Below are 12945 nucleotides of genomic sequence, written 5' to 3' on the forward strand. Positions count from 1 at the left end.
GTCCTACTCCTTTAGCTGACGCCCAGCAGTTTTCTGGCAACGTCCAATTTTGAATTCGAGGCGTGATGGGTCGCGGTTGAGCCCAACTCTGCAACCGCTGTCCGAACTTGATCGATGGCTGCCTGGATATGGCTTGCCGACAGGCGGGGAGTGGTGGATTGAACCAGCGCCTTGGGCAAAGCCAAGCGCATGCAGGTGCGAATTTCTCGACCTGAAAGTGATTCGGATAATTGAGCGGCACTGTCGAGGATCATGTCGCGGTCATCAGCAAGCGGTATGCCTGGCACCAGCATTTTCGACCAGATGTTGCGCCGTTCATCATGACCCGGAAGTTCAAACATGATGTGTTGGGAAATGCGGCTGACGAAGGCTGAATCGTAATTCCTGGCAAAGTTTGTCGCGAAAATCACGATGCCTTCATGGCGCTCCAGTTCGATCAATAACGTCGAGCGCATCGCGTTGACTTCGTTGTCGATTCCCTGGGTAACAGAAGACAGTCGCTTGCCGAGCAGCGTATCGGCCTCGTCGAAAAACAACACAGCGTCTTCGGCTTTTGCCGCTTCGAAGACCTGGACAATGTTTTTCGAGGTATCGCCCATGAACTTGCTTTCAAGATCGGCAATGCTCACCAGCATGATTTTTTTGCCAAGACTCCCGGCGAAGGCTTCTGCGGTGAGTGTCTTGCCTGTGCCGGGAGGTCCATAGAAGTTCAGGATCAGGCTTTTCCCTGCCGGATCCACCGCGCCGAAACCCCATTCAACGTAAATTTTCTGATAGTGCTCGATTTTCAATAGCGCTTCGTCGAGTTGAGCGCGTACCGATTCTGATAGAACGACGTCTTCATTGAGCGTATAGCGTGGCGGGGTACATCTGAAGTCCGCAGACGGTGGCGGGGTCGGTTTTACAGCGTTGCCCGGCATATCCAGGCCTTCAGTGAACTGAGGCCGAAGGCGACTCAGAAGTGAATCTTTCGATGACATGGTATTCGGCCTTGAAATGATAAACATCCATAAACAATCAAGCGTCGCTTGACCCGCTGCGCTTTAGAGCGGGTCGTGGACCGCCAGTGTCTGTGTCGGCAGCCCTGAGCAGACCTTGATCATTCGGCCAATAAATTCAAACTCGGACAGACCAGGCGCACCATCTTGTCCGCCTTGCGTCGATAGTTCATGTTGTCGTCCGAGGTCCAGACGTAAGCCTTCAACCAGATCGTCATGTTCAGGTATTGAAACCGGATGCAGCTTTCACCATCCAGTTTTTTCAGCGTTCGCTTGACCTTCCGCTCACGCTCGAACACGGTGGCAACCAGGCCGACCCGATAGTCCAGTGCATCGTCCTGCAAGGCTTTGACGGACCGGAAATCCGCGTCGGAGAATCGGTAGTAGTGACCTCGTTCAAGTTCGAGTTCGGTTTTGATCTCGTCATTCTCGTGACTGTACGGATGACTGTGATAGTCCCCCAGATAGCAAACTTCCGGGAAAAACGTATCAATGAAGCCTTGTTTCAGGTCCTGAGCTTCATCGGTATAAATGACGGAGTTCTGATCTCTTTCAACGGCGGTGGAAGTGTCGGCCAGTACCACTCGATACATCGTCTGGGTGCCGATGGTTCGCTGACAGTACCCCCACAAATGCCCGAACGTTTCTACCTCCGCCGCCGAGTCGCCGTTGGTCAAGACATGTTCCAGTTTGTAGGCTTCCAGCGCGGACGTGACGATACTGAAAAACGCTTGTTCGGATATTGAAACTACTGAGTCGATCATGACGTTCCTTAGTCATTCAGAAGTAGGGGAGGCAGGTTCGAACCTGAAAATAGGCGGGAAAAGCGTAGCGATCTGCGCAGTGGCCAGTACTTGGAAAAACAGCGCCCGATGGGTCGTTGCCCGTGCTGTAGCCAATGCCGGTCCTCATGTGCGGTCCCTGCCTCGCAGGTGCAATGCGACAGGAATCTATAGAAAAATGAAGAGGTTGTCAGTTGAATAGTGGCGAAATGATTCCTCAGAGGTCAGGCGCCGGTGTGGCATGAGCTTCAACTGACATGGCCGGCATGTCCTTTAGACGACATCTGCTGGCTTGTTAGCGTTAGTCGGTAATCCGTCAGCGGGTTAGAGTCGCCGATACCTTCCTGGCAAAACCGGATGATCCCGATGACGCGCCCGCGCTTTTTACCCGACAACTTCACCCTGACCCTGGTCGGCGTGGTTCTACTCGCCAGCTTGTTGCCTGCCAGTGGCCAGGTGGCGGTAGGCTTCGGCTGGTTGACCAACATTGCCATTGCCCTGCTGTTTTTTCTGCATGGCGCCAAATTGTCCCGCGAATCGATCATCGCCGGCGCCGGTCACTGGCGCTTGCATCTGCTGGTGTTCAGCCTGACCTTCGTGCTGTTTCCGCTGCTTGGCCTGGCGCTCAAGCCTGTGCTGTCGCCGTTGATCGGTGATGACCTGTACATGGGCATGCTCTACCTCTGCGCGCTGCCGGCTACGGTGCAGTCGGCGATTGCCTTCACTTCCCTGGCACGCGGCAACGTTCCGGCGGCGATTTGCAGCGCGGCGGCGTCCAGCCTGTTCGGGATTTTCCTGACGCCATTGCTGGTGACGCTGCTGTTGAACGTGCACGGCGACGGCGGCTCGACCGTTGATGCGATTGTGAAAATCAGCGTGCAACTGTTGCTGCCGTTCGTTGCCGGGCAGATCGCACGACGCTGGATCGGCGCCTGGGTCGGACGCAACAAGGGCTGGCTGAAGTTCGTCGATCAGGGCTCGATTCTGCTGGTGGTCTACGGGGCGTTCAGTGAAGCGGTGAACGAAGGCATCTGGCACCAGATTCCGTTGCGGGACCTGGCGGGGCTGGTGGTCGCCTGCTGCGTGGTACTGGGGCTGGTGCTGGCGGCGTCGACCGTGCTGGGCAAGGCCTTTGGCTTCAATCAGGAAGACCGCATCACCATTCTTTTCTGCGGCTCGAAGAAAAGCCTGGCCACCGGCGTGCCGATGGCGCAGGTGCTGTTCGCCGGCAGCACCATCGGCGTGTTGATCCTGCCGCTGATGTTGTTCCATCAGATTCAACTGATGGTCTGTGCGGTCCTGGCGCAGCGCTACGCCAATCGCCAGGAGTCGGTGGCCGAACTGATGGGGCAGGTCGATCCTTGATGGTCAAGGGTCGGGATCTGAATCCCGGCTCAGACACACGGCTTCGATACACCCGGTGTCCGCGCGGCACCGCTGCGCACTTCCCTGGCGGTGCAGCCGAAATGCTGGCGAAAGCTTCGGGTGAATTGCGCCTGGTCACTGAACCCCCAACGCATGGCCAGTTCGCCGATCGACAGGTGGCAATTGGGGTCGTGCAGGCCTCGGTGGACCGCTTCGAGGCGGCGCAGACGAATCCATTCCCCGAGGCTGTAAGGTGTGCTGCTGAAGAGTTTGTGCAGATAGCGCACGGACACGCCGCACGCCTGTGCGATCACTTGGGGCGCCAGGTCCGGGTTGCCCAGTTGTTTGTCGACGTAATGTTCGATGCGTTGCAAATGCATGGCTGCCAGGTTCGAACTTTCACTGCTGAGCACTCGCTCATCGTCGCGCAAGGCCATTAACAAGGTTGAAAGTGCCTGCTCCAACAGCATGTGGCGGGCGGGTTCGTCACATTCGTCGAAGCGGGCGGCACACATCGCCAGTTGATCGACGAAAATCCGCCCGAGTGCGCGTTTGGCGTCGAAGCAGAAGCGGGTGTAGCGTTCGGCCCCGCGCAATTGGCCATGCAACGCGCGTTCGGGGAGCTTGAACACCCAGAGGTCGTTGTCGCTGGCATAGTGAAAGCGGTAGGGGGCATCGCCCCGTTCGAAGATGAATCCGCCGGGCTGGCAATGCAGGGCGCGGCCGTCCTGCTCGAAATGCACTTCGCTGCGACGCGGCACGGTGACCAGGTAGCAGGCTTCATGATCTTCACTGACCTGGGCCTTGCTGCGCGAATAGCCCAGCTGACTGGAGCGCAAGCGTGACAGGGTCAGCGGGGTGCTGCCGGTTTCCCAGATCTGCAGGCTGCCGCTGAAGGTGCTGCTGGGGGCGAACTCCAGGGACAAAGGGAAATAGGCGCTGCCGATGGCCTGGGCCCAGAGCGGCTGGCGTTGACTGTCGGGCCAGGAGCGGGTGGAAAGTTTGTACGCCATGGCGGCCCTCGTATCTTTTTATTATGAGGACGGTGCCGAGGTAGAGAACCCTCGGCACCGCTGGTTTGCCATCATTTGCCAATGCTTACGGGCGGTCAATCATCAGGCGTCAGCCGGTAGGTGGCCGAGGGCGCCAGCGTCGCCTGCCAGCCCGGAGGAACGACGATGTTGGTGGTCGACTCCTCGATCACACAAGGGCCTCGCACCCTTTGTCCGGATTGCAGCCGGTCACCGTTGTACACCGGGGTTTCCTGCCAGGACGACTGAGCGCTGAACAGCATCGAGCGGTAGCTGCTCGCCTGGGGTGCGGCGTCTTCGTCGGGCGCCGGCAGTTCCGGCATCGGTGGGCGTTGCAGACGGGCAATCACCGAACACTCAAGGTTGACCAGCTCGGCGGGACTTTCAGGCTCGCTGTAGGAAAACAGTGCCTTGTGCCGCGTGTGGAACGCCTCACGCAAGGCCACCAGACTCGACTGATCCAGTTGATCACAGGTCAGCTCGACGCTGCATTCGTGAATCTGGCCGAGGTAGCGGATTTCCAGGTTGTACAGGCACTCCACGTTGTTGTCGGCACCGAAGCCATCGTCGCGCAGGTTGTTCATGCCGCGCTCGCGCAAGTCGCGCAGGGTCTGATTGAGCAGGGGCAGGTTGACCAGATCGTCGTCCAGGCGCATGGGCAGGGTGGTCAACTGGTCGTATCGGATGTCCGAGAGAATCTGCCCGTAGGCGCACAGCCCGGAAGCCACTTTCGGAATCAGTACCACCTGGCTGCCGATTTCCTCGGCCAGACGCATGACGTGCATGCCCGCCGCACCGCCCGCACCGATCAGGGCGAAGTCCCGCGGGTCATAACCGCGCTCTACCGAGACCCGGCGAATGCCGCTGACCATGTTCAGGTTGACCAGGGTGATGATGCCGATGGCCGCACGTTCGACGCTGATGCCCAATGGCTCGGCGATTTTCCTGCGGATCGCGTCGATGGCCGCTTTGCGATTGAGGCGAATGCTGCCGCCCAGCAGCGCGCCGTCGGCCAGGTAGCCCAGGGCCAGGTTGGCGTCGGTCACGGTGGGCTCGGTGCCGCCCTTGCCATAGCACACCGGTCCGGGGTTGGCACCCGCGCTGCGCGGACCGACCTGGAGCATGCCGAAGTCATCAAGGTAGGCAATCGAGCCGCCACCGGCCCCGAGGGTTTCCACCTGGATCATCGGCACGCCGATGCGATAGCGCAGGAAATCGGTGTCCTTGCTGAAGTTGGTGCGCCCGGATTTGCTCAGGGTGATGTCGAACGAGGTGCCACCCATGTCCACGGTGATCACGTTATCGATGCCGAACGGCTGCGCGACGCACAACCCGGCTTGCGGCGCGGAGGCCGGGCCGGAGTTGATGGCATTCACCGCCCGCTCGCGCATCACCACGCCCGGCGCCAGGCCGCCGTTGGACTGGAAGTAGCGCGTCGGTTGCTGCGCGCCAAGCTCCTCGAACAGCGCGTCGATCCGTTCGATGTAGCGGCCCATGACCGGGCTCAGGTACGCGTTGACCACGGCGGTCGAGGTGCGGGTGTATTCGCGGATCTGCGGGAACACTTCGCTGCCGGTGCAGACGAACACCCCCGGCAATGCCGCGCGTACCATTGCGGCGGCGCGCAATTCATGGTCCGGGTTGCGCACCGACCAGACGAAGGAAATGGCCACGGCCTTGACGTCCTGCTCGCGGAAATACTCGATGGCCTGGCGAATCGCGTCTTCGTCGAGCGCGGCGTATTCGCTGCCGTCACTGAGCATTCGGCCACCGATGGGCCGGCGCAGGTGGCGGGGTACCAGCATGTAGGCCGGCGGGTAGCTGGCGTCATAGCGATGCCCGTCTTCCTTGTGGCCCAGGCGGATTTCCAGGCTGTCCTCATGGCCGTCGGTGCACAGCAGGCCAACCTTGACCCCGGTCTTTTCGATCAGGGCGTTGAGGGCCACGGTGGTGCCGTTGATGCACAGGTCACAGTCGCCAATGATCTCGGCCGGCGTGCGGCCAATGGCATCGGCAATTTGCGCCAGCCCGTTGCGGATCGCGATCGTGCCGTCCTGGGGTGTCGAGGGTGCCTTGAACAGCTGAACGTTGCCGCTGCGGTCGGCGAGGATGAAATCGGTGAAGGTGCCGCCGGCGTCGATGCCCAGACGATATTGTTGCTTGTTCATGATGAGGGATTCCAGATTGCTCAAAGGGGCCGGGCTCGATTAGTTCGCCGCACGGCAGGCGCGGGTCGCGGCGTCATCGACCTGGCCATTGCCATCGATCACCACGCCGTACTCCAGGCGCGCGCCTTCGCGGGATACAAGGCCGTTGCGCACATCGTTGACAACGCTGGCCACCGGGCGACGCAACGGATTGCCGTAGCCACCGCCGCCAGGGTTGACGTTGATCACCCGTTCGCCCGGTTGCGCGGTAAGTTGCGCGTTGTAGATGAAGGACTGTTCCTCACCATCGGCCTTGCGATGGATCAGCCGCCCCAGTTTCGGTTCGAGCAAGACGTTGTTCGCGCCCGCGGCACCCGATGTCGGCAGTTGCCGACCCTCGCCAAAACCCACCACCGTCATGGCGTGGTTCAGCGGTTCGATTTCGATGCGCGTACCCGAGCCACCGCGAAATTCGCCGGCACCACCGCTGTCGGTCATCAGGCTGTAGCGATGGATGAGGATCGGGTAGGAGTACTCCAGCAACTCGATGTCACCGGACATCAGCGCGCCGAAACAGCACAGCGGACCGCACGCCGGCCAACCGTCCATGGCCTTGTTCGCACCGGCACCGGAGATGATCGACGCAAGCACCATGGTCACGTACTCGTCGTTGCCATTGCGCGGGTCGTGGCCGGCAATGTTGATCCCGCTGGCGTGGCCCCAGGAGGCGGTCACACGGTCGGGAGCGGCTTGTTCCAGGGCTTGGCGCACCGCATCGGCCAGGGTTTCCATCGGCGTGGTGGTGCTGTTGACGTGGGGCGCCGGTTCCTGGGCGTTGCACAGGGTGCCCGGTGGGCCCAGATCGACAGACACGCAGCGGTACAGCCCTTCGTTATACGGTGGCGGCACCTGGGCGAACATCATCAGCCCCAGGTAAACCCCGGACACCGAGTTGCCGGCGTACGAGTTGATGAAATAGGGCACCTGGGGCGGGCTTTCGATGAGGATGTGCGCTTCATCACCCCGAATCTCCACCTGCGCGGTGATCGACAGTTCGCCCAGCCCATGGCCCGAGTCTTCCAGCACCGCGGTGCCGGTGTAAAAGCCGTCCGGCACCTCACGCAGCAGGGCACGCATGTGGCGGTCCGCCATGTCCTTCAACTCGGCGATGCACGCGCGCACCTGTTCCACGCCATAGCGATCGAGCAATTCGAGCAAATGCCGTTCGCCAACGTTGCAGGCGCCGTATTGAGCGTTGAGATCGCCTTCCTGATAGGCACGGGCACGCATGTTGGTCAGCAGCAGGTTGATCACGTCCTCGCGGCGCTTGCCCTGCGACCACAGTTTCACCGGCGGGATGCGCAAACCTTCGGCGTAGATTTCCTTGGCATCGGGGTTATAGCCGGCGGGCACCGGGCCGCCGATGTCGGTCAGGTGGCCTTTGCAAACGGCCCAGAACACCAGCTCGCCCTGGTAGAACACCGGTTTGTACATGCAGCAGTCGAGGATGTGGCTGCCCATGTAGGCCGGATCGTTGTGATAAATCACATCGCCTTCTTCGACGTCATCACCGAAGAAGCCGGCGACGCATTTCATCGCCGGAATCAGCGAGCCGAGGTGAATCGGGATGTCCTGGCCTTGCAGGATCATTTCCGGAAGGTGGTCAAACAGTGCATTCGAATAGTCGTGAGCCAGGTTGAAAACGCTCGAACGACCGGTTTTCTCAAGGGTGATGGTCATTTCACGTTGCGCGGTTTCCAGCGCGCCTCGCACGACGGCCAGGGTGATCGGATCTACTGTACTCATGGGTCACCAGAAATCTTGTTGTTATCCAGGTGAAGGTCAGGACGAACGTCTAACCCACGACACCAAACTACCTGCTCGAACCCTTGGCTGGCTTGGCGCAAAGCGCACTGGAAGTTGATTGCCCGTGCACTGAGGGTTGCGATGCGGTGGCCGGGTTTCAGCTGCAACTGGCGCGCACGAACCAGCTGCGCCTGGCGTTGTTCAGCAGCAGCCAATAGGCGCTGAAGGCACTGAGGAAGGTCACGGGTGCGGACCAGGTGGCCAGGGCCGCATGGCCACAGTTGAGCAGCGCAATGCCCAGGGCGGCGGCAAGGAACCACGCCCCCAGGCCACAGGGGTTGAAGGCGCTGACCCTGTCCACCTGGTATTCGATCCGGTCCTGGAACAGTTGGGGGTAGCGCGGCGAGAAAATGTGCGCCAGGGCAATCGCCACCCAGGCCACCACGAAGATGCTCTGGTACGACAGCGCCTGCAGGATGTAAGCGAAAACGTTCAGGCGCATCAGGGTGTAAACCAGCACGCCGACGGCGATGGCCCAGGCGATGTAAGGCACTTTCGCCAGTCCGATGCCGCCGAAAAAGGCCTGCATGTTGGTGGCCGCCAGGTAGAAGTTCGCCGAGTTGATGCGCGTCTGGCTGATCCAGACGAAGATCAGGCCCCAGATCCCCATCAGCTCGACGATCGCCATCACCACCGACACCTCGCTCAGGCCGCCGGGGGTAGGAATGGTCCCGGCCAGGAAAATCCCGACCAGGCCATTGATCAAAAAGGTGAAGGTGTAGAAGGGCAGGCCGAAGTTGAAGCGGGCGTGGTAGGTGGCGTCTTCCTTGCGGCCGAAACGAGCGTAGTCCCAGGTGTACATCATCAGGATCCACACGCCCATGAAGTAGCTGAAACAATCCCACCAGCCATTCGCCACCGGGCCGCTCGCCGGTCCCATCTGCAGCCAGGCCGCGCTGTAGTCGTATTGTTCGATGGTCACCGCGACCAGCGCGACCAGACCGATCAGGTAGAAGGGCAGCAACACGCCGTTGAGCTTGTCCATCCAGTTTTGCACGCTGCCGAAAATCAACGGCACGCTGTACAGCACCACCAACAGGTAGGCCTGATTGATCGACAAGGACGGCACGTACTGTTGAATTGCAATGGCAATCACCGAGCCTTCGAACACGCTGTAATAGGTCGCGGTGGCGAAGAAGATCAAGGTCGCGAGGACCGCGCCCTTGCGCCCGAACAGCACCCGCGAAAACAGCGCGACCGACAGTCCGGTCTTGATCGCATAGCGCGCAATCACGCCATTGATGGCGGCGTAGGTCACGACCGACAACAGCAGGCCGATGATCGCGTTTTGAGTGCCGAAGGTCATCGCCAGGGTGGCGGAAACGACAAGCCAGAACATCGCGCTGCAAATGCCCCACCAGGCCATCGTCAGCGAGGGTTTACTCATGCGGTGTGTGTCGGCGACGGCGGCGACCGAAAAATCGGTGCTGTCGCCCTGTTTCTGAAGGATGGCGGCCATGGTTCTTCTCTTGTTTTTGGATGAAGAACCAGGATGGTAAGAGGCCTTTGGCGCCAAATGATTGCTATTGGCGGCCCTGTCTTTTGTCGTGGAGTGAAGCGCATGGACGGTCACTACGGCCTGCCAACCCGGCAGGGGCCGGGACAGCAGAGCCGTGCAGCGACCCGTCAGTGCGAATGCCGAGGCTCGCCGCCACTGCGGGCAATGACTCGCAGGTGCAGGGTCGCCGGTTCCAGGCAGCCGCCGGTGGACAGTTGCCCGACCAGTTGGCGGTAAAGCTCCTGCCAGGGGGTTTGCGAGGCGGGGATGTTCGGCGTCCACTCGGCGCGGCGCCGGGCCATTTCGGCTTCATCGACCAGCAGGTTGACCGATCTGGCGTTGAGGTCGACGCGCAGGCGGTCGTTGGTTTTCAGCAACGCCAGGCCGCCACCGACCGCCGCTTCCGGCGACATGTTGAGGATCGACGGGCTGGCGGAAGTGCCGCTCTGGCGACCGTCGCCCAGGCAGGGCAGGGAGTCGATGCCTTGCTTGATCAGTGCCGCCGGCGGGGCCATGTTCACCACTTCGGCACTGCCGGGATAGCCCACGGTGCCAGCGCCACGAATCACCAGGATGCAGCGTTCGTCGATATCCAGCGACGGGTCGTCGATCCGCGCGTGATAGTCCTCCGGCCCTTCGAACACGATGGCCCGCGCTTCGAAGCTGTTTTCCGCGCCGGGTTCGGACAGGTAGGTCTTGCGGAACGCCTCGCCGACCACCGACATCTTCATGATCGCGCTGTCGAAGAAGTTGCCGCTGAGCACGATGAAACCGGCGCGGTGCTTGAGCGGGGTCTCGAAGGGATAGATCACGTCGGCGTTGCTGGTCAGAGTGCCGCTGACGATTTCGCCGATGGTCTTGCCGCTGACCGTGGCGCAGTCTTCGTGCAGTCGCCCGGCTTTTTGCAGTTCATGCATGACCGCCGGCACACCGCCCGCGCGGTGGAAACCTTCGCCCAGGTACTTGCCGGCCGGCATGCAGTTGACCAGCAGCGGCACGTCTTCGCCAATGCGCTGCCAGTCATCCAGGCTCAATTCGACGCCCATGTGCCGGGCGATGGCGATCAGGTGCGGAGGGCAGTTGCTTGAGGCACCCAGTGCCGAGGCCACGGCAATGGCGTTCTCGAAGGCCTCGCGGGTCATGATCTGTGACGGGCGGACGTCCTGCATCACCAGTTCGCAGATGCGCTTGCCGGTGGCATAGGCCATTTGTCCGCGTTCCCGATAGGGCGCCGGAATGCTTGCGCAGCCGGGCAGCGACATGCCCAGGGCTTCGGCCAGTGCATTCATCGACAGGGCGGTGCCCATGGTGTTGCAGTGGCCCACCGAAGGCGATGCTGCGGTGGTCATTTCCATGAAGCCTTCGTAATCGATTTCCCCGGCCGCCATCAGATTGCGTGCGTGCCAGAGCACGGTGCCGGAGCCGATCAGTTCACCCTTGTGGTGACCGTCGAGCATCGGCCCGCCGGACAGGACGATGGAGGGCAGGTCGGTGGTCGCGGCGGCCATCAGGCAGGCGGGGGTGGTTTTGTCGCAACCGGTGGTGAGCACCACGCCGTCCAGCGGGTAGCCGTGGAGGATTTCCACCAGCCCCAGATAGGCCAGGTTACGGTCCAGCGCGGCGGTCGGTCGACGGGATTGCTCGGCGATCGGGTGCACCGGAAACTCCATGGGAATGCCCCCGGCGTCACGAATGCCGGCCTTGACCCGCTGGGCCAGTTCCAGGTGATGGCGGTTGCACGGCGTCAGGTCGCTGCCGGTCTGGGCGATACCGATGATCGGGCGGCCCGACTGCAACTCTTCACGGGTCATGCCGTAGTTCATGTAGCGTTCGACGTACAGGGCAGTCATGTCCGCGTGGGCAGGGTCGTTGAACCATTGCTCGCTGCGCAGGCGGCGTTTTGGAATGTCACTCATGATCGGGTCTCTCTTGTCATTGGATGAATCGACAATCTGTGGTCGCTTCAGCGAGCGAGCAGTCCTCGGGCAGCCAGGTTACGCAGCAGGGCGCTCACACCAAAGGTCCAGGGCTCGGCGTCACAGCTGTGGGTGACGCGGTTGTGCAGACTGCCGAGCAACGGGCTGCTGATGCTGACCCGGTCGCCGAGTTTGTGGGTGAAGCCGCTTCCGGCATGATCGCGATCCTCGGTCGGGGCGAACAGAGTACCGAGAAACAGCAGGAAGCCGTCAGGGTATTGGTGATTGGCGTTGAGGGTCTGGCTGGCCAGGTCCTGCGGGTCGCGGCTGATCTGATTCATGGAGCTCGAGCCCTGCATCCGGTAACCGTCCTCGCCCTGTACCTGGAGGTCGACCACGCAGGCACGCACGTCGTCGAGGCTGAAGTGTTCATCGAACAGGCGAATCAACGGCCCGATGGAGCAGGAAGCGTTGTTGTCCTTGGCCTTGCTCAGCAACAGGGCGCTACGGCCTTCGAAATCCCGCAGGTTCACATCGTTGCCCAGGGTTGCGCCATGGATCTGGCCACGGCTGTTCACCGCCAGCACCACTTCCGGTTCCGGGTTGTTCCACTGCGAACCGGGGTGAATGCCGATGCGGCTGCCGCTGCCGACGGCGGCGAGTACCGGTGCCTTGGTGAAAATCTCCGCGTCCGGACCGATACCGACTTCAAGGTATTGCGACCACATGCCCTGTTCGATCAGCAAGGCTTTCAAACGCATGGCCTGCTCGGAGCCGGGCACGATCGAACGCAGGTTGTCACCGATGACCCCATGCACGGTGGCGCGAACGGCTTCGGCCTTTGCGGCGTCACCGCCGGCCTGCTCCTCGATCACCCGCTCGATCATGCTGGCGGCGAAGGTGACACCGGCCGCCTTGATCACCTGTAAATCCAGGGGCGGCAGCAGGTAAGGCCTGGTCGGATCAGCATCGGGGCCCGTGTTGGCCAGCAGGGCCTCGACACTGGCGATGAAGGTGCCGGGTGTCTGGCGTACGGCCGACAGCGGCGAGTCCGATTCCAGCAAGTCACTCAAGGTCGCGAAACGGTCCGACAGATCGAACACACCGTCCGCGCGCAGGACAATCGGCGATGGCCCGGCGATCTGGCCGGGAACCCAGGCGCGGCCGATCAGAGTACCGGCCACACCGTCGACCGGCAGGGTGTTTTCAGGCGTAAGCAGTAGCGACATGAGGAATCTTCCTGGTTCGTAAAGCCTTCACGCTAGGGCGGCCAGTCGATAAACTCCAATGAGATATATTCAGTATTCGATAACTTCCGGTTATTGCTTCTTCGGGGAATGCC

The 12945-nt window shown here is 61.3% G+C and carries 9 protein-coding genes; 1 reads left to right on the top strand and 8 read right to left on the bottom strand.

Annotation, left to right across the window (positions count from 1 at the left end; translation table 11 throughout):
* Positions 1–11 precede the first annotated feature (11 nt).
* Positions 12–980, bottom strand: a complete 969-nt coding sequence (locus ACX3YF_RS21375) for an ATP-binding protein (protein WP_198132313.1) — start codon at positions 978–980, stop codon at positions 12–14.
* A gap of 119 nt (positions 981–1099) precedes the next feature.
* Positions 1100–1762: a hypothetical protein gene (locus ACX3YF_RS21380; RefSeq protein ID WP_130207226.1), complete on the bottom strand. Its 663-nt coding sequence runs from the start codon at positions 1760–1762 to the stop codon at positions 1100–1102.
* A gap of 384 nt (positions 1763–2146) precedes the next feature.
* Between ACX3YF_RS21380 and ACX3YF_RS21385 the strand changes: the two genes are divergently transcribed.
* Positions 2147–3145, top strand: coding sequence for a bile acid:sodium symporter family protein (locus ACX3YF_RS21385; RefSeq protein ID WP_198132312.1), 999 nt, complete (start codon positions 2147–2149; stop codon positions 3143–3145).
* A 29-nt stretch (positions 3146–3174) separates the two neighbouring features.
* Here the strand turns inward: ACX3YF_RS21385 and ACX3YF_RS21390 are convergent, their stop codons facing one another.
* From ACX3YF_RS21390 to ACX3YF_RS21415, 6 genes are all read right to left on the bottom strand, one after another.
* Positions 3175–4158, bottom strand: coding sequence for an AraC-like ligand-binding domain-containing protein (locus ACX3YF_RS21390; RefSeq protein ID WP_448646850.1), 984 nt, complete (start codon positions 4156–4158; stop codon positions 3175–3177).
* Positions 4159–4253: 95 nt separating this feature from the next.
* Complete coding sequence (gene capA / locus ACX3YF_RS21395; protein ID WP_458944940.1) at positions 4254–6344, bottom strand: caprolactamase subunit alpha; 2091 nt, start codon at positions 6342–6344, stop codon at positions 4254–4256.
* A 39-nt stretch (positions 6345–6383) separates the two neighbouring features.
* Complete coding sequence (gene capB / locus ACX3YF_RS21400; protein WP_130207233.1) at positions 6384–8129, bottom strand: caprolactamase subunit beta; 1746 nt, start codon at positions 8127–8129, stop codon at positions 6384–6386.
* 157 nt (positions 8130–8286) lie between these two features.
* The gene (locus ACX3YF_RS21405) at positions 8287–9648 is read right to left on the bottom strand and encodes a purine-cytosine permease family protein (RefSeq protein WP_458974218.1); all 1362 of its coding nucleotides are present in this window, start codon (positions 9646–9648) and stop codon (positions 8287–8289) included.
* Positions 9649–9815: 167 nt separating this feature from the next.
* On the bottom strand, positions 9816–11603 hold the full coding sequence (locus tag ACX3YF_RS21410) for an IlvD/Edd family dehydratase (protein ID WP_047530089.1): 1788 nt from the start codon (positions 11601–11603) through the stop codon (positions 9816–9818).
* 47 nt (positions 11604–11650) lie between these two features.
* The gene (locus tag ACX3YF_RS21415) at positions 11651–12832 is read right to left on the bottom strand and encodes a fumarylacetoacetate hydrolase family protein (protein ID WP_198132306.1); all 1182 of its coding nucleotides are present in this window, start codon (positions 12830–12832) and stop codon (positions 11651–11653) included.
* Positions 12833–12945: the final 113 nt, after the last annotated feature.

Source organism: Pseudomonas fluorescens group sp. PF-69, from assembly GCF_054481235.1.

What these genes read in the sequence shown, in the direction of transcription:
- ACX3YF_RS21410 (WP_047530089.1), bottom strand. Translation starts at nt 11,603, where the DNA reads ATGAGTGACATTCCAAAACGCCGCCTGCGCAGCGAGCAATGGTTCAAC.
- capB (WP_130207233.1), bottom strand. Translation starts at nt 8,129, where the DNA reads ATGAGTACAGTAGATCCGATCACCCTGGCCGTCGTGCGAGGCGCGCTG.
- ACX3YF_RS21415 (WP_198132306.1), bottom strand. Translation starts at nt 12,832, where the DNA reads ATGTCGCTACTGCTTACGCCTGAAAACACCCTGCCGGTCGACGGTGTG.
- ACX3YF_RS21385 (WP_198132312.1), top strand. Translation starts at nt 2,147, where the DNA reads ATGACGCGCCCGCGCTTTTTACCCGACAACTTCACCCTGACCCTGGTC.
- ACX3YF_RS21390 (WP_448646850.1), bottom strand. Translation starts at nt 4,158, where the DNA reads ATGGCGTACAAACTTTCCACCCGCTCCTGGCCCGACAGTCAACGCCAG.
- ACX3YF_RS21380 (WP_130207226.1), bottom strand. Translation starts at nt 1,762, where the DNA reads ATGATCGACTCAGTAGTTTCAATATCCGAACAAGCGTTTTTCAGTATC.
- ACX3YF_RS21375 (WP_198132313.1), bottom strand. Translation starts at nt 980, where the DNA reads ATGTCATCGAAAGATTCACTTCTGAGTCGCCTTCGGCCTCAGTTCACT.
- ACX3YF_RS21405 (WP_458974218.1), bottom strand. Translation starts at nt 9,648, where the DNA reads ATGGCCGCCATCCTTCAGAAACAGGGCGACAGCACCGATTTTTCGGTC.
- capA (WP_458944940.1), bottom strand. Translation starts at nt 6,344, where the DNA reads ATGAACAAGCAACAATATCGTCTGGGCATCGACGCCGGCGGCACCTTC.